The 17,127-nt window shown below is 70.6% G+C and carries 12 protein-coding genes; 1 reads left to right on the forward strand and 11 read right to left on the reverse strand.

Annotated elements, in window-relative coordinates:
• Nucleotides 1-98: 98 nt before the first annotated feature.
• The 10 genes from AQJ67_RS05095 to AQJ67_RS05140 form a co-directional block, all read right to left on the reverse strand.
• On the reverse strand, nucleotides 99-761 hold the full coding sequence (locus AQJ67_RS05095; protein WP_062716820.1) for a response regulator transcription factor: 663 nt from the start codon (nucleotides 759-761) through the stop codon (nucleotides 99-101).
• On the reverse strand, nucleotides 758-1,948 hold the full coding sequence (locus tag AQJ67_RS05100) for a sensor histidine kinase (protein WP_062716821.1): 1,191 nt from the start codon (nucleotides 1,946-1,948) through the stop codon (nucleotides 758-760). Before AQJ67_RS05100 ends, AQJ67_RS05095 begins: the two co-directional genes overlap by 4 nt.
• A 102-nt stretch (nucleotides 1,949-2,050) precedes the next feature.
• The gene (locus AQJ67_RS05105) at nucleotides 2,051-3,205 is read right to left on the reverse strand and encodes an ABC transporter substrate-binding protein (protein WP_062716822.1); all 1,155 of its coding nucleotides are present in this window, start codon (nucleotides 3,203-3,205) and stop codon (nucleotides 2,051-2,053) included.
• 205 nt (nucleotides 3,206-3,410) lie between these two features.
• Nucleotides 3,411-4,196, reverse strand: coding sequence for an alpha/beta fold hydrolase (locus AQJ67_RS05110; RefSeq protein WP_062716823.1), 786 nt, complete (start codon nucleotides 4,194-4,196; stop codon nucleotides 3,411-3,413).
• Nucleotides 4,193-5,773 carry a glycoside hydrolase family 43 protein gene (locus AQJ67_RS05115; RefSeq protein ID WP_062716824.1) on the reverse strand — a complete coding sequence of 527 codons (1,581 nt, stop codon included), beginning with the start codon at nucleotides 5,771-5,773 and terminating at the stop codon, nucleotides 4,193-4,195. The genes AQJ67_RS05110 and AQJ67_RS05115 overlap by 4 nt, the downstream gene beginning before the upstream one ends.
• A 48-nt stretch (nucleotides 5,774-5,821) precedes the next feature.
• Nucleotides 5,822-6,973, reverse strand: coding sequence for an alginate lyase family protein (locus AQJ67_RS05120; protein ID WP_062716825.1), 1,152 nt, complete (start codon nucleotides 6,971-6,973; stop codon nucleotides 5,822-5,824).
• Nucleotides 6,974-7,085: 112 nt separating this feature from the next.
• Nucleotides 7,086-10,010 (reverse strand): hypothetical protein, encoded by a 2,925-nt coding sequence (locus AQJ67_RS05125; RefSeq protein ID WP_062716826.1) that lies wholly within the window; start codon nucleotides 10,008-10,010, stop codon nucleotides 7,086-7,088.
• A 10-nt stretch (nucleotides 10,011-10,020) separates the two neighbouring features.
• On the reverse strand, nucleotides 10,021-10,902 hold the full coding sequence (locus AQJ67_RS05130) for a carbohydrate ABC transporter permease (protein ID WP_062716827.1): 882 nt from the start codon (nucleotides 10,900-10,902) through the stop codon (nucleotides 10,021-10,023).
• A complete protein-coding gene (locus tag AQJ67_RS05135; protein WP_062716828.1) occupies nucleotides 10,899-11,852 on the reverse strand; it encodes a carbohydrate ABC transporter permease in 954 nt (317 codons plus the stop codon). The genes AQJ67_RS05130 and AQJ67_RS05135 overlap by 4 nt, the downstream gene beginning before the upstream one ends.
• 39 nt (nucleotides 11,853-11,891) lie before the next feature.
• A complete protein-coding gene (locus tag AQJ67_RS05140) occupies nucleotides 11,892-13,217 on the reverse strand; it encodes an ABC transporter substrate-binding protein (protein WP_062716829.1) in 1,326 nt (441 codons plus the stop codon).
• Between the two features lie 345 nt (nucleotides 13,218-13,562).
• Here AQJ67_RS05140 and AQJ67_RS05145 point away from each other — a divergent pair, with 345 nt between their 5' ends.
• Nucleotides 13,563-14,570 (forward strand): hydroxyacid dehydrogenase, encoded by a 1,008-nt coding sequence (locus AQJ67_RS05145; protein WP_062716830.1) that lies wholly within the window; start codon nucleotides 13,563-13,565, stop codon nucleotides 14,568-14,570.
• 353 nt (nucleotides 14,571-14,923) lie between these two features.
• Here the strand turns inward: AQJ67_RS05145 and AQJ67_RS05150 are convergent, their stop codons facing one another.
• Nucleotides 14,924-17,107 (reverse strand): alpha-galactosidase, encoded by a 2,184-nt coding sequence (locus AQJ67_RS05150; RefSeq protein ID WP_062716831.1) that lies wholly within the window; start codon nucleotides 17,105-17,107, stop codon nucleotides 14,924-14,926.
• Nucleotides 17,108-17,127 lie beyond the last annotated feature (20 nt).

The raw sequence follows: 17,127 nt of genomic DNA on the forward strand, positions 1-17,127 counted from the left end.
CGTTCCGCCCTACGGCCCGACGGGTCGGTGGCGAAGCGACCGCAACCCGTCAGCCGGTGAAGGCCTCGACGCGTGGGCGTACGGCATCCGCCGAGCGGTCAGCCCGCGTCGAGTTCGAGCAGGCCGAGCCGGACGGCCTCGCTGACCGTGCCGGCCCGGTTCTCGGTGCCGAGTTTGCGGTAGATCCGGACCAGGTGGGTCTTGACCGTGGCCTCGGTGAGGAACAGGGAGCGGGCGATGGCCCGGTTGCTGAGCCCCTGGGCGAGCAGTTGGACGACCTCGGTCTCCCGTTCGCTGAGCACCGGTCCCGGGTCGGCGGTCCGGCCGACGAGGCGAGCGGCCGCTTCGGGGGCCAGGCCCATACCTCCGGCTGCCGCCGCGCGTACGGCGCGGAACAACTCGTCGGGCGGGCCGGCCTTGAGGATGTAGCCCCGGGCGCCCGCCTCCACGGCGCGCACCACATCGCCACGACCGCTGTAACTGGTCAGAACGACGACATGGACACCCGGTGCGGCGGCGGTGATACGGCGTGTGGCCTCGATACCGCCGAAGCCGTCGTCCGCCGTGGCGGCATCCGACAGGCGCAGATCCATGAGCACCACGTCGGGCCGCAGTCGCCGGGCAAGGTGTACGGCCTCCTTGCCGTCGCCTGTCTCGGCGATCACGTCGAGGCCCGGCTCGCCCTCCAGCAGGGCGCGCAGACCGGCCCGGACGACGGTGTGGTCATCCACGATGAGGATCCGCAGCGTCTGCGCGGTCACGGTGTGCCGGCCAGGACGCGGTCGGCTGCGGGCAGCATCGCCCGGACGCGGGTGCCGTGACCGGGGGCGCTGTCGACGGTGAGTGTGCCGCCGAGGGCGCTCAGACGGCCACGAGCGGCAGCCAGTCCGAACCCCCGGTCGGGACCGAAGGGTTGAGTTCTCCGCTGGTCGAAGCCCCGTCCGTCGTCCCGGACTTCGACGGCCGCCCTGCCGTCCTCGTAGGCGAGGGTGACATGGACATGGGTTGCCTGGGCGTGTTCGCGGGCGTTGGCCAGGAGCCCCTGAGCCACCCGCAGCAGCGTCACGGCCCGATCGGTGGGCAGGAGGTGCGGATCTCCTTCGGTGCGGAAGGCGACGTGTGGGACACCGGTGGAGGACTGCGGGCGGGTGCACAGGCCACGCAGGGCAGCTTCCAGGTCGTCCCGCTCCAGTGCGGGAGGGGTGAGGTCGCTGATGATGCTGCGCGTCTCCTCCAGGTGCGCGCCGAGGGCCTGGGAGACGGCACGCACCTGGCGAAGAGCAGCGTCCGGGTTGCGCTCCCAGTCCCGTTCGGCGGCCTGCAGGAGCATGCGGCTGCCCGCGAGTTCCTGCGCGAGGGTGTCGTGCAGGTCCCGGGCGATCCGCGTGCGCTCGGCGAGCCGTCCGGCTTCGCGCTGACGCCGCCCCAACTCACTGCGTGTGGCGGCCAGTTGACTGTTCAGCCGCTGCTGGGAGCGGTAGAGGACCACCGTGGCGCCGAGGGCGGCGAGCGGGGGCGCCAACACATCGAGGTCGACGCCGCCGATCCGCACCAGTGAGGCGAGCAGCACCGCCGTGATCGCGCCGACCGCCGCGACCGTCACCCGGCGCCCGGGCATCCGGAGTGCCAGCACCGCCAGCGGAACGGCGAGCCATGTGTAGGCGAAGGCGAGTGCCACCGGGAGCTGCCAGGACACCCAGGCCCACAGCAGCACCAGCGTCCCCAGCCAGACCGGCCGCCCCGCGGCACCGAACCGGTCCCAAAGGGCCGTCCCGGCGATGTAGAGCAGTCCGAGGGCGGCGATGACCGGTGCGACCCTCCAGCACACTGCGTCGTCCAGCTGGACGAGCCGCACGAGCGTGCCGACGACCGGAAGCAGAAAGACCAGGTGAGGAAGGTGCCGCACGGTCGGGGACGGCCGTCGGCGCACGACGGTGGAGAGGGACACACAGGCTCCCTGCGGCGGGCCGGACGCATTCGACAACGATGCCAGAAGTGTAGAACGAGCCCTGTGTGTCCCGGGTAAAGACCAAACCACCCTCTGCCGCGGTCACCGCCCCGGGTGCAGGCCCAGCCATCCCGGCGACGGATCGCCCTTGACCTCGCCGAAGTACAGGGCGAAGGTCTGCTTCAGCCGCTCGATCTCGGCACGGTCCTCCATGAACTTCGGGAAGCCTTCGACGTTGGCGTTCGGGAAGTCCCAGACGGGCCTGAGGCTCGCGTTCGGGGTGATGTCCTTACGGACCGACCAACCGTTGAAGGCTGCCTTCTGGCGGGCCTCGGACAGCTGCCAGTTCATGTAGAGCTTGGCCGCCGCCGGATGCGCGGCCTGCTTCAGGATGGCGGCGCGCTGACCCCAGGCCATGAAGGGGGCCTCGTCCGGGAGGACCCACTTCAGCGTCGTCGAGGTGGACACCGCGCTCCCGGAGCCACCGACGCCGATGGTCTTCTGCTTGCCGGTGACCGCGGCGCCGGGAGTGTTGGTGCCGCGCGCGAACTGCGGCTGCTGGGCCGCCATGGCAGCCACCCAGTCCCAGCCGTAGGTGCGCTGGTAGAGGCTGTAGAGGTAGAGGACCGCGTCGTCGTCGTGCGGATAGGAGGACGCGATGGCGTTCCGCCAGCGGGCGTCGACCAGGTCGGCCGGCGTCCTGGGCGCGTTCGCGCCGGCGGCCTGGATGTCGTACATGAAGCTGAAGGCGATGACCATCAGCGACGTCCACGCGCCGTCGGGGTCCTTGAAGCCCTTGTGCACCTCGGAGAAGCCGGCGGGCTTGTAGTGGAGCAGCTTGCCCTGGCGCTTCCAGCGGGTGAAGTCCTGAAGGGTCTGCAGCTGGACGACGTCGGGGACCAGGGTGCCGGTCGCGAGCTGGTTGTCGACGCGGACGTCGTGGTACTTGCTGTAGTCGACGGCGACCGTCAGCTCGACCTCGGGGAAGGCCGCTGCCCAGGCGGTCCGCACGGCGGCGGCCTGGCTGTCGACGTCGCCGCCCTGGTAGAGGACGAGCTTGCCGCCCTCGGCGACGGCGGCCTCGTACAGCTCTTCCAACGAGCGCCGCTCCTCACGGACTCCGAGCAAGGCAGCCCCGGGGCTGCGGCTGCCCGGTGCGGCAGACGCCTGGCCGACGGCGCCACCGGCGAGCGCGACGCCCGCGCCCGCGCCTGCGCCTGCGGCGAGCAGCCGTCGCCTGCTGAAGTCCGTGGACATGGTGGGAATCCTCTCCTCGTGCCTGAAGCTGTGCTGCCGTCGGCGACTCAGGCGCGACGGCCTGGCCAGTCTCGCGGGACGGGGCCCTGTTCCGCGTCGCCCGTAAGCCGGGACCGGATTCAACCGTTCGATGGACCCGAAGTGCGAGCTGCCGAAGGGGGCATGCCGCTTGGGCGCCGAGTCGACGCGGCCGAAGCGGAACACTTCACACCGGGTCCGCCCACTGTCTGATGAGCCTCGTGGCTCGCTCGGGATGCTCCTCGTGCAGGTAGTGGCCGACTCCGGGCCAGTGCTCCACGCGGGAGCCGGGCACGTGCAGGGTGCTCCGCTCCCAGTCGGCCGCTTCCGCCGACGTCCACACCGTCAGGGCCGGCTGCACGCGTCGGCGAAGGTACACCTCGCTGTGCGGGCGGATGCCGACGGCGTCCGGGTCGGTGTACATGCCGGCATACGCCTGGGCGATGACGTGGCCCGGGGTGCCGAGCATGGTGCGGACGTGGGCGGTGCGCAGCCCGCGCGGGGCCTGCGGGGAGAAGGCACCGGTGACGAAGTCCGCCGCCGCCCGCGCCCCTTGTTCCCGGTAGGCGGCCGCCCGCCCCGGAATGCCGTCCACTTCGGTGCCGTGCGCGCCGTGGGCCGGGTCGAGGGCCATGACGGAGCGGACCAGTTCGGGGTGCCGTACCGCGAGCAGGTTCACCACCTGCCCGCCCATCGAGTGGCCGACAGCCACCACCGGGCCGCAGCCGAGGACCTCGACCAGGGCAGCCAGGTCGTCGGCCATCTCCAGCGGGGTGTTGCCCTCGTCCGGCACCTCGGAGCGGCCGTGTCCGCGCAGGTCGGGGACGATCACCCGGAACCGGTCGGCCAGGTCCTCGGCGTGCGGCGACCATTCCCGGCCGTCGCCGCCCCAGCCGTGCACCAGCAGCAGGGCGGGGGCACCGGCGGGCCCCGGACTCGTGCAGAACAGGCGGACACGTCCGATGTCGATCACGCCCCGCCCTCCCGGTACGTCGCGTACGCGAAGTCCGCGTGCACCCCGGCGCCGTCCAGATCCTGTACCCACAGGCCCAGCATCGCGCCGGTGAAGCCGAGGACGCGCAACTGCCCGTCGTGGAACTCGTCCGCGTGTTCGTCCGAGAGGATCGTGGCGTCGAGGTCGAAGGGCAGGGGGTGCGGGCCGGTCCCGTCGGTGTCGTGGAGGAAGCGCAGGGCGGGGCCGTCCAGTTCGGCGCGCAGAACGACGGGGTGGCCGGGCCGGAGCGGGATCCGGGCCGGGTGCGCGGTGAGCCGGCCGGCCGCGCAGCTCAGAGCGGTCAGCACCGGTGAGCCGGCGTCGTCGGCGGTCACGTACAGGTAGTGCCAGTTGCGGGTGTTGTAGTACGCCGTCAGTCCGGCGAGGTGGTCGGGGGTACGCGGGACGAACGTCACCCGGGTCTCGAACGAGCACCGCGGTGCGGTGACTCGGCGGGCGACCAGGCTGGGGGCCCGCCGGCCGGCGGGTGACTGGCCGCCGCGCAGACGCAGGCGTCCCGCAGCGGGCTCGGCCCAGTCGGACGTGGCGGGGCGTCGCAGGGTGGACCACTGCGGTCCGAGGGTGTCGAAACGGTCGGTGACGGGATCCGGTGGGACCGGGGCGACGGGAAGCGCGGGGGCGGGCACCCTGACGGCGGGCACGCCTTCAGCGATACGTGGCCAGCCGTCCTCGGTCCAGGTGACCGGTTGCAGGGCGGTCTCCCGGCCCAGGACGCACCGGCCGCGCTCGGAGTAGGGGCGGGCGGTGATGTGGGCCGCGTACCACTCCCCCGTCGGCGTCCGCACGAAGGAGCAGTGGCCCGCCTTCTGCAGCTCCAGTGAGGGATCGTGACGGGATGTCAGGAGTGGGCCGGCCGGATCGGGTTCGTAGGGGCCGAAGAGGTCGCGGGAGCGGGCGACCGCCGCGCCGTGCTCGTACCCGGTGCCGCCCTCGGCGTGGACGAGGTAGTACCAGCCGTCCTTCTTGTACAGGTGTGGGCCCTCGGCGACTCCGGCGGCGGTCCCAAGGGAGATCGTCCGGGGTTCGCCGAGCAGGGCCTGCGCCTTGCGGTCGTACTCCTGGAGTTCGATCCCGGCGAAGGACTCCTTCCCCGGCCGCCAGTCGAAGCGCATGTTCAGCAGCCAGCTGCGGCCGTCGTCGTCGTGGAAGAGGGAGACGTCGAAGCCACGGCTGTGCAGGGGTACCGGGTCGGACCACGGGCCTTCGATCGACGGCGCCGTGGTCACCAGGTTGGGAAGGTCCTTCCAGCCCTCCGCGTAGGTGTCGACGACGGTGAAGACCAGGTGGAACAGACCGTCGGCGTACGACAGACCCGGCGCCCAGATGCCGCCGGAGTCCGGGACACCCGTGAGGTCGAGCAGGCGCCCGCTGTCCAGGATCCCGCCCAGCGGCCGCCAGTTCACCAGGTCCCGGGAGTGGTGGACGCGCACCCCCGGGTACCACTCGAAGGTGGATGTGGCGATGTAGAAGTCGTCACCGACCCGAAGGATCGCGGGGTCGGGTTCGAAGCCGCGCAGGACGGGATTGTGGATCACGGTTGCTCCGCTGGGTGACTGGTCGAGGGCGAGTGATGAAGAGGGCGTTCAGAGCGTGAACAGCAGAGTGCCGAAGCCGGGGTGGTCGCACTGGGTCCCGTCGCCCTCGGGCCGCAGCCGCCTCGCCACCTGCTCCGTGTACGGGGCGGACCTGCCGGCGCGTCGCACGTAGTGGTTGTAGGCGATCTCGTAGATGTTCCGGAAGGATCCGCGGGCGGAGACGCTGTCCCAGTGCCAGTTGCACCGCCCGAACGCGGCGTCGTACGGCACGGTGCCTCCGAGGTTGTACTTCGCCGTGTACTCGTAGCCGGACAGCAGCAGGGAGCCGGACGCGCCGAACATGTCCAGGCCCTGTACCCAGCCGGTCTGGCAGATCTCGGCCAGCGAACCGAGGATCAGCTGGGTGTGCGCCTGGTCGCGGCCGGACTCGCAGCACTGGCCGGTGCCGGACCTGATCAGCTTGGTCAGCCCGCAGCAGCTGTGCGTCATGAAGGCGTTGTACGCGTCGTCGAACAGCCTGAGGTCGTTGCAGGCCACCGCGATCTGCGTCATCCCCTTGAGGCCCATCAGGCCGTAGCCGCCGTCGCCGTAGATGTCGATGCGCGGGACGAAGACGTTCTTGAACATCGCCACCGTGGCGGCGAGTTCGGACGCCGACCAGCTGCCCGCCGGGCCGGTGTAGTGCATGATCTCGACGGCGGCCGCCAGTTTGGCGCCGTAGATGCCGGCGGCCAGCTCGGCGTCCTTGCCGTTGATCACCCGAAGCGCGTCGGTCCAGGACCTGATGATCTGCAGGGCCTTGGTGGCGTGGGCGGTGTCGCGGGTGATGTACCACATGAGGGCGTTCTGGTACGCCGCGTTGCAGTCGTACCAGAGTTCCGTGTTGCCGGGGGACCCCGCGGGGTCGCGCGTCACCGTGGCCCGGCCGCCCGCCATGACGTACGAGGAGCTGGAGAAGCGGTCGGACCTGAAGACGTTGTAGCCGCTCAGCCAGGGCTCGGCGCCCGCCGCGACCTTGGAGCGCATCCGGTCGAGGTCGGCGCGGCTGTGCAGCACGCCGGGATGGGTCAGGGCGGTCAGGCCCGAGGTCACGGCCGCGGCCCGGTTCGCGCCGGCCAGCGAGGCCCCGGCGAGCCCGGCCACGCCGGCCCCGACCGCTGTGATCTTGAGGAAGCGTCGTCGCGGATGGCTGTCGGTCATGGGGTTCCCTTCACTCGTCGTCGAGTGCCGAAGTACCGAGGGGCGGATGTGCCGAAGCGGAGGCGTGCCGGGCCGGTGCGGGCCCCGTATCCGCACCGGCCCGGCGTGCGGATCAGCCCCGGTACAGCACGAGCGTGCTGCGGGGTCCGAGCCGGTGCCGCGTGCCGGCGCCGATCGTCCTGCCGGTGGTGAGGTCGCGGGCCGGTCCGAAGTCCTGGCGGGCGGGCAGGGTGTACGTCTTGTCGGTGCTGGTGTTCATGGCGATGAGGTAGTCGCCGTACTCGCACAGGTAGAGCGGCGCGCGGCCCACGAGCATGGTCTCGACGCCGTCGAAGTGGACGCCGAGGGTGGGGTCGGGAACGTCGGCGGGGACGGGCGCCAGGTGGTAGACGTCCCCGGCGAGCGCCTGGTGGAGGGTGTCTCCGGGGGGCGGGAAGCCACCGGGCGGGATGTGGCCGGCGCCGGGGTCGTTGATGGCGTAGTCCCACAGGACCCAGTCGCGGGCGGTGAAGGTCTTGTCGGTGGTGCCGGCGGAGCGCTCCCGGATGGTGGCCGATCGCTGGTCGACGGGGGTGACGTGGTGGACGCGGGCGTAGTTGTTCACGCCCTGGCGGGAGCGGAAGTACAGGGAGGCGAAGAGGAGTTCCTCGCCGTTCTTGACGGCCACGCAGCCGTTCTCCTCGTCGGTGAGGACGAAGTCGGGCTGGTCCCAGCCGGTGGGGATACGGCCGGGGCGGGCGGCCAGGGCCTGGAACTCCGGCCAGTCGCGGGAGAGGAACCGCAGGGCGTTCAGGCCCACCCGGGTCCAGGTGTGGGTGGCCTGGAGGTGCAGTTGCGGGTAGAGCTGGCCGTCGGCGGCCATCTCCTGCGTCCAGCCGACGATCTCCGGGTCCCTGAACGCGACCGCTGCCATGAGGGGGTTGGAGTCCCAGGCGGTGCGGGACGCGTACGCGGTCTCGCCGGGGAACACCTCGTTGCGCCAGCCGATGACGGTTTCGATGCGGGAGATCCGATGGTGGTCCCGGTCCACGTCGATGACCCGGAATCTGCCGCGTGCCTTGGTCATCTTGACCATGTGGTCGCGTAGTTCGGGGGCTTGCTGTCCCTGATATCCCCGGGTGACCGACTCGTACATCATGACCAGCCAGTCGATGACCTCGCCGTAGCTGCCGACATACCCGAGTTCACGGGTCAGGCCCGCCTTGGTGACCTGGTGGTAGCTGTCGCCGAGGGGCTTGGTCGGGTTGCCGTCGGCGTCCTCGGGGCCGAGGTAGGGGACCATGCCGATCGACTGGTACAGGTAGTCGCGGGCCCTGTCCTCCGGCAGGGCCAGGTCAGGGGCGAGGAGCTTCAGGCCGCGGTTGGTCTGGTAGAGGCCGATGGCGCAGATCTGGGCCTGGTTGCTGTAGTGCGGGAAGTGCTGTCGCCAGTAGTCGCGGCTGGACCTGAGCATGTCGACGTAGGCGTCCTTGCGGACCGGCGGCACGGGCGTGGTCGTGTCGGCGGGGGCGACGAGAGTGACGTCGTCGAACCATGCGGTGCCGGGGCCGGACAGGCGCAGATGCATCTCCACCTGGGTGGCACCCGCCGGGGTGTCGAAGACGAACTCGACGTACTCCCAGTCGTGGGTGCCCTTGCTCGCGAACACCTTGTGGTCGCCGCCGACCAGTTTGCCGCTCGCGTCGAAGAACAGCGGGTCGATGTGGGCGCCGGCGCCCGTGACACCGTCGGTCCTGATCCAGGCGCCGTACTTGTAGGTGCCCTGGCCGATACGGGTCTTGGGCGCGGAGTACACGTAGCTGTACCCGGCGGCTCCGGTGGCCTCCAGCTTGAGGGAGGCGGAGCCGGACCGGTGGACCGTGGTGTCGCGGGACCAGGTTCCGCTGGGAGCCCAGCCGGGCTTCTCCCAGCCGGTGGGCGTGTCGGCGCCCGACTCGAAGCCGGGGTTGGCGATGGCGTACGGCGAGCCGGTCACCCGCTCGTCGAGACGGTCGCCGAGGTGCTCCCACAGCAGCGCCAGGACCAGGCCGACCCGGCCGAAGCCCTGCCACTGCTGGTCGGAGCCCGTCATGACGGTGTCGTCGGCCTGCCACGCCATGTACCGGCCGTCGATCGCCTGCAGTACGCGGTCGATCGCCTCGGGCTTGCCGTAGGCCGGGCTTCCGGACCAGAGATAGCCCTCGGCCAGCGACTGCATGGCCCAGCCGTCCATGGCGGCCGGGGTGGCCTTGGTGAGGAGCTGGTTCTGGTCCTTCGCCACCCGGGCCCTGATGGCGTCCAGGACCTCCTCGCCGCCGGTGCGCGGGGTCGCGGTGGGCGCGGTGCCCTGAACCTCGTCCTTGGGCGGCACGAAGTAGGGGTCGGTGTGGGTGTAGAGGCGGTAGATGCCGCGCGAGGGCGTCGTCATGGTGCGGTAGAGCTGGGTGGCGTCCTGGCCGTAGGGCCAGATGCGGCCCATGGACCGGATCTCCAGGGTCACCTTCTCCTTGCCGGCCGTCATCTTCTCCGGCAGCGGAAGGGTGTGGAAGAAGAAGCGGCCGGGGGCGCGCGGGGCGGTGTCGAGGATGTCGAGGCCGTCGACGGCGCCCTGGTCCTGGTAACCGACCTGCTTGCCCTCGCAGAAGAGCTGGAGCCGCCACATGTTGGTGCCGGCGGCGGCCTCCTCGGAGGTGCTGTCGTGGTCGTCGCCCCACAGCCGGACCGTGACGTAGGTGGTGCCGGTCGGGCGGACGGCGACCTCGAACTTCAGGGTGCCGCCCCAGTAGGACGCCGGGCTGGTCGGGTTGAGGACGCGGGCGGACTGGCCGAGGCCGCCGGTGACCGTGTCGGAGAGGGTCGCGGTGAGGTTGTGCGCCGCCTCGGAGTCCGTGTCGCCGAAGACAACGATGTCCAGCGGTCGACACTCCCGCTTCGTGGCAGCGGAGACGGAGGTCGCGGCGGTCGCCGTCGGAACCGACGGCAGACCGAGGACCGCGACGCCGGCACCGACCGTGCCGGCGTACTTCAGCACCTCACGGCGTCTGGGGGAGTCAGGCATGGAAGGTCCCTTACTTGAGGCTGCCCATGAGGATTCCGCTGCGCCAGTACTTCTGGAGCGCGAACATGAAGACCGCGAGCGGGATGATCGAGAGCAGGGATCCGGTGAGCACGAGGGTGTTCATGTCACGGGCGGTCTGCGCCTGCTGGACCCAGGAGAAGAGGCCGAGCGTCACGGGGAAGGAGCGCTCACCGTTGAGCATGAACAGCGGAAGGAAGAAGTTGTTCCAGATGTTGACGAAGTCGAGCATGAAGATCGTGATGCCGCCGGTGCGCATCAGCCTCAGCGCGACCGAGAAGAAGATCCGGGTCTCGCTCGCCCCGTCGATCCGGGCGGCCTCCATCAGCTCGGTGGGCACTGATGTGTCGGCGTAGACCTTGCCGAGATACACCCCGAACGGGTTGATGAAGTACGGGATCAGCACGGCCCACACGGTGTTGGTGAGGCCGATCTCGGCGAAGACGAGGTACAGGGGGAACGCGAGCAGGGTGCTCGGCAGCAGCGAGGCTCCGACGATGACGCCGAACAGGGCGCCCCGGCCCTTGAACTCGCACTTCGCCAGACCGTAGCCGGCGGCGAGGGAGACCAGGGTCGAACCCGCGGCGCCGACGGTGGAGTACACGACGGAGTTGAGCAGCCACCGGCCGAAGACGCCGTCGTGGTAGTCCCAGATCGCCTGGAAGTTGTCGGCGAGATGGTTGGCGGAGAACCACAGGCCGAAGGTGGAGTACAGGTCCGTCTGGTTCTTGGTCGAGGCGACCAGGAGGAACCAGGTGGGGGCGAGCGAGTAGAGCAGGAAGACGATCAGCAGGCCGGTGGTCAGTGCCACCGCGCGTCGGGTCGGTCGTGCTCCGCCGCCGGGGGCGGCCGCGTCATGCGTGGCGCTGCTCATGACATCTTCCTGTTCGTGACGCGGTAGAAGACGAAGGCGAGAACGCCGGTGACGACGGCGAGGACCAGCGACTCGGCGGCCGCGTACTGGTAGTCACCGGTCTTGAAGGCCCGGTCGAAGATCTCCAGCATCGGCGTGAAGTCGGTGCTGATGGACTCCGGTGCCACATACCGCAGGAACAGCGGCTCGGTGAACAGCTGGAGCCGGCCGATCAGGGAGAACATGCCGGTCAGCACCAGGATGCCGGTGATGTTAGGCACCTTGATCGACCAGGCGATCCGCCACTCCTTCGCCCCGTCCAGCCGGGCCGCCTCGTACAGCTCGCGCGGCAGCGCCTGCAGCGAGGCGGAGATCAGGATCATGTTGAAGCCGATGCCCTGCCAGGTGAGCAGATTGCCCAGCGAGAGGTAGGTGTTGATGCCGCCGAAGAAGGTGACGCTCGTGCCGAGCCGGTCCGCGATGTCGACGATCGGGCTCGCGGTCGGGCTGTAGAGGAACAGCCAGATCAGGGTCGAGACCACGCCCGGGATGACGTACGGGATGAGCAGTCCGGCGCGGAAGAAGCGCACCGCGCGGGCCGCGATGCCGTCGAGGAGCAGGGCCAGCAGCAGGGAGATGCCGAGCATCACCGTGATCTGCGCGGCGCCGAAGAGGAGGGTGCGCAGCATCCCGGCCCAGAAGGCGCCGTCCGCGAGGATCGCCGCGAAGTTGGCGAAGCCCGCGAAGACGACCTTGGTCGGGCCGAAGCCGATGCCGCTGCTCTTCTTCTCGTGCAGGCTCTGGTTGAGGGCGTATCCGATCGGTACGACGTAGGTGAGGAGGAAGCCGATCAGGAAGGGCAGCATGAACAGCAGGCCCTTGTAGGCTCCCCGTCTCCCGGCCCGGCGGGGGGAGGTCCGCCGGACCGGGGAGTCGGTGGCGACCTTCGGCGGTCGCGTCAGGGTGGACAAGGCAGTCTCCAGATCAGGTGGATCAGCAGATCGAGGGGATCAGCCGGCCGCGACGGCCTTGACGCCCTTGCTCTTCAGGTCGGCGAGCACCCAGTCCTGAAGGTGCGTCAGCATCTCCTTCACGGTGATCTCCTTCTTCATGACCTGACCCCACTGCTTCTGCATCTCGGAGTACATGGCCGCGTAGTTCGGCCCGTACTGCCACTGGTCACCGACCCGGGAGGCGGCGGTGGTGATCACCTGGGCGCTGTCGGACTTCCCGTTGAACATCTCGGCCGGGATGATCTTGTCGACGTAGGGCGACACGTCCTTGACCGCCGGGAAGAGCCCGGACTTGGACTTGGGGTCGGTGAGCGCGGTCAGCGACTCCTTGCTGCTGGACAGCCAGGCCGCGAACTGGGCCGCGCGATCCGGGTACTTGCAGCCCTTCAGGACCGCGGTCACGTCGAAGTTGCTGGATGTCTGCGGCTTCGCCGGGTCGAACGCGGGTGAGTCGGCGAGCTGCCACTCGCCCTTGGACTTGGGGAAGTTGGTGTCATAGATCGGCAGCTGCCAGGTGGAGGTGGTCATCGCGATCGTGTGGCCTAGGTCCCAGGTCTTGAAGACGCCCGGGTCGGCGTACGAGGCGTTGGAGGCAAGGTCGTTGTCGACCAGCTGCTGGACGACATCACCGGCCTTGAGCGCCTCGGGCGAGGTGAAGCCGATCTCCCAGTGATCACCGGCGAGCTTGTACCACTGCGCGCCCGCCTCCCAGGACAGGTCGACGAGGGTGCTCGGGTCCTCGCCCGCCATGTTGTAGATCTTGACGCCCTTGTCCTTCTTCTGCACCGCCTTGCCCGCGTCGATCAGGTCCTGCCAGGTCTTCGGCGCCTTGATCCCGTACTTCTGGAAGAGGTCCGCGCGGTAGGCGGTGAACAGCGGGGAGGAGCCGGTGGGGATGCCGTACGTGGCACCGCCGGGGCTGACCGCGTTCCAGGCCGGGGCGGTGTAGCGGGACTTGTACGGGGCGGCGACCTCGCTGATGTCGGTGAGCAGTCCGTCGGCGGCGAAGTTCGCCAGGTTCATCCCGTCCATCTTGGACAGACAGGGCGCGTTGCCGGACGTGACCGCGGCGCGCAGCTTCTGATAGACGGTGTCGCCGGCCGCGTTGACGAACTTCACCTGGGTCTCGGGGTGCGCCTTGTTCCAGACGCCGACCTGGGCCTCGATGCCGTCGGTCCAGCTCCAGAACTCCAGCTTCACATCACCCTTGGTGGTCTTCGCCGCCGAGTCGGAGCCGTCACCGCCACCGCAGGCGCTCAGGACGAGTGACAGGGAGAGGGCGGCGGCCGCGCCGGCCACTGCTCTGGTACGGATGGTGCTCATCGGTCCTCCGGAAAGGGCGGAACAGCGCCTGCGGTGGGGAGAAGGGCGCGGGCGGCAGCAGGGCAGAGGGTGGAACGGTCACGTGTTGTGTAACCGTTTGCTGTGGGACGGTAGGTCTCCTGAGTGGCTCAACACAAGAGGCGGAGACTTGTATGTTTCGTCAAGCTTTCCTCGAAGTAACACCACATGCCTGTTCACCTGCGCTTTCTCAACGTTGCCGCAACTTGGACCAGCAGGGGGACGGCTGAGCCCGATCCCGCGGAGGGCATTGACCATCCTGCCCGGCCCTCTCTAGCGTGGAATACGGTTACTACTCGCGTTCCCCCGCATCCGGAGTCCCCGCCCATGCCTCAGCTGCCTCGCGCCGTGTTCGCCCTGAACCCGGTGCACCTTCCCGAGCTCTTCCCGCCCCCGCTCATGGCCCGGCTCCGCTCGCTCGTCCGGATCGACCCCGCTCTGGTCGTACGGGACTTCACCGATCCCGGCGCGGCCCGGGCCCTGGCTCAGGCGGAGGTACTGATCACCGGCTGGGGCTGCCCGCCCGTCGACGCGGACGTGCTGGCGGCGGCGCCCGGACTGCGGGCCCTGGTGCACGCGGCGGGCAGTGTGCGCGGCTGGGTCGGCGACGTGGTCTGGGAGCGCGGCATCGCCGTCTCCAGCGCGGTCGACGCCAACGCTCTGCCGGTCGCGGAGTACACGCTCGCCGCGGTCCTGTTCGCGGGCAAGGACGCGTTCGGTCTCCGGGAGCGGTTCCGGACCGGCCACACGTTCCCGGCACCGGCCGACTACGCGGCCGTCGGCAACCTCGGCCGGCGGGTCGGGATCATCGGGGCGTCCCGGGTCGGCCGCCGGGTCCTGGAACTCCTGCTGCCCTTCGACTTCACGGTCACGCTGCACGACCCGTACGTCGAAGACACCGAGGCCGTCGCGCTGGGCGCCACGCCCCTGCCGCTGGACGAGCTGCTGCGGACCAGCGACATCGTCAGCCTGCACGCGCCCGACACCCCCGAGACCCACCGCATGCTCGACCGCCGCCGCCTCGCCCTGATCCCGGACGGAGGTGTCCTCATCAACACCTCGCGGGGTGCGCTCGTCGATCCCGGCGCGCTCCAGGACGAACTGGTCAGCGGGCGGATCAGCGCGGTGCTCGACGTGACGGAACCGGAGCCGCTGCCCGCCGACTCGCCCCTGTACACCCTGCCCAACGTCTTCCTCACCCCGCACATCGCGGGCTCGCTCGGCAACGAACTGGCCCGGCTCGGACGCACCGTCGTCGACGAGCTGACACGGCTGAGCGCGGGGTCGCCCCTGGCGCACGCCGTACTCCGAGGCGATCTGGTCAACAGCGCGTGACCGTGGCGGGGCCCGCCGACCCACGCCCCCCGGGCAGCCGGAACGGGGACGGCCAGGAGCCGGGCCACGGCGGCCCGTGCCCGGCCGCCGGGTCGGGAACGCGCCGGCGGCAGCGCGCCGCACCCCACCCATCACTTCTGTCGTAGAGCCCGGCTTGGGGTCGTCGCCCTTCTCGTGGCCTTCGGTGCCGGTACGACAGGTCGCCCCTGCCCTTGCTGATCCGTGGGGCTGTCGCCCGGCCCAGGCGGCCCCGGCTGGTCGCTGATGGCAGCGGGGCCGCCGACAGGCAGGGCGGCGCAGTGCGGCTGCCGATCTCCCGTGCCGGGCGAGCCAACGGATCCCGTCGTGCGCGGTCAGCCCGTGGTACCGAGCCCGCCGAGGGCGATCAGGACCGCCGTGGCGGACGACAGGCCCACGCGCAGGACCCGCGCACCGCTGTCCCAGTCGAGCGACGGCCCGGGGCCGGTGGCGAACAGCACCCTCGGACGCTGTCCTTCCGGCACCCAGGGCAGCGGGACGCTCACCACGTCCGGCGCGCCGTCGCGGCGGCACACGGCGAGCAGCGTCGAGTCGTCGCCGACGGTCAGAGCGAGGGCGACCCAGCCGTCGCGCCAGCCGGGAAGGCCGAGCGGCCAGCACGGACGCGCGGTCGGCAGGAGGTGGCGGTACGTCCGGTACGTGTCCACCGCCCGGCGTACGACGCCCAGTTGACGCTCGCTGAGCAGGTCAGGTCGTCCGCTCAGGTGGACCCTGCCGAGCATGGCCGACACCATGACCGTGCCGAGGTCGGCCTCGGTGTGCTCGGGCAGCGGGTAGGCCCAGACGGCGCCCTGCTCGGGAGTGACGGCGGTGGGCGCGGCCGCGGCGATGGCGGGCAGCAGACGGAAGTCCTGCTGGTCGGTGACGGAGTGGATGGGCAGCCGGGACAGGATCGCGTGGTCGGTACGGCTGCCGCCGGCCGCGCAGCTCTCCAGGACCAGGTCGGGATGGCGGTCGAGGACGCCGTCCAGCCAGTCCAGGTAGGCGCGGTTGTGGCGGAGCAGGCCGTCGCCCGGGCTGTCGCCGCCGTCCGTTCCGGCGCCGATGTCGATGTTGTAGTCCAGCTTGAGGTACCCCACGCCGTAGTCGCGCACCAGCCGGTCCACGACCTCGTCGAGGTGGGCACGGGCGGCCGGATGCGCCAGGTCGAGCTGGTGGCGGCCCCACTCCACGGCCCGGATGCCGTCCCGGCGGAAGAACGCTTCTTCGGGCAGAGCCGCGGCGAGCGGACTGCGTACTCCCACCACTTCGGGCTCCAGCCACAGACCCGGCACCATGCCCGCCGCGCGGATCCGGTCCAGCACCTCGCGCAGACCGCCGGGGAACCGGGTGGCCGACTCCTCCCACTCCCCCACCGCGTCCCACCAGCCCGGAACTCCGCCGGGGCCGACGGTGCCGGGCGGCTCGGCGTCGTACCAGCCGGCGTCGACGCAGAACACCTCGGCGCCCGCCGCCGCGGCGGCGTCCACCAGGGGCAGGAGCGCGTCGGTGCTGGGCTCGCCCATCAGACTGTTCATGAAGTCGTTGAAGACGACGGGCAGGCGAGCGTGATCCGGGTGCGGGCGGCGGGCGGCGCGGCGGTGGTCGGTCATCGCCCGCACGGCCGCCTCGAAACCGCCGTCGGACACCAGGGCGACGGCGGCCGGCACCGTACGGAAGCAGTCCCCAGGGGCGAGTCGGCGGCGCCACTGGTGCTCGCGGTCCGTCGGTCCGGACAGGGCCAGGTACACGTCGTCGAAGCGGTCGGCGACCTCGGCGTGCCAGGATCCGTTGTGCTCGATCTGCCACAGCAGCGCGCGGCCCGTACCCCTCTCCTCCACACACCCCATCGGCAGGTACTCGGACGTGGACCAGGACCCCGTGCTGGTCACGGCGATCCGGTTCTTCGAGCCGGTCTGGCCGAAGCGAACCATGCCGACGTCGTACAGCCCGCGTTCGGCGAGTGTCGCCCTCGACCAGCGGAACTCACCGCTCCAGGGGTTGGCGGCCAGCCACAGGGACAGGGCGTCCTCCCAGCGCACCCCGTCCGGGAGCCCGCGGGCCAGGTGAGCCAACGCGAAGGAGGAGACGTACTCCAGCGTGACCGGGCGGTCCCCCGTGTTCTCGACGAGGACTTCGCAGCCGAGCACGGGGATGCCGTCGCGCAGTGTGTACGAGGCGGTGACGCGCAACCCTGTGGCGGCCTCCACCTGGCGGACCCGCAGGGTGGCGACGTCGCCCGCGCGGCTCTCTTCGTGCTCGGAGTAACGCAGGCCGCGAGCCAGGGCGCCGTCCACATGGCGCTTTCCTGACGTGCCCAGCCTTCCGCTGCCCGTGGTCTGCGTCTCGACGAGCGGCAGCGCGCCGCGGGCGAGGCGCGCGCAGAGGTCCGGCTCCCGCTCCGGGACGGGCAGACCGGACGCCGCGCCCGCGGCCAGTAGCCGCACCGGGCCGCTCGGGTCATGAGCGATGAGCAGGGACAACTCGTCGCTGCCCCAACGCAGGTGGGTGATGGGCATGGCGGCTCCGGCGGGCAGGC

Source organism: Streptomyces caeruleatus (genome assembly GCF_001514235.1).
In the GTDB taxonomy this organism is placed as follows: Bacteria; Actinomycetota; Actinomycetes; order Streptomycetales; family Streptomycetaceae; genus Streptomyces; species Streptomyces caeruleatus.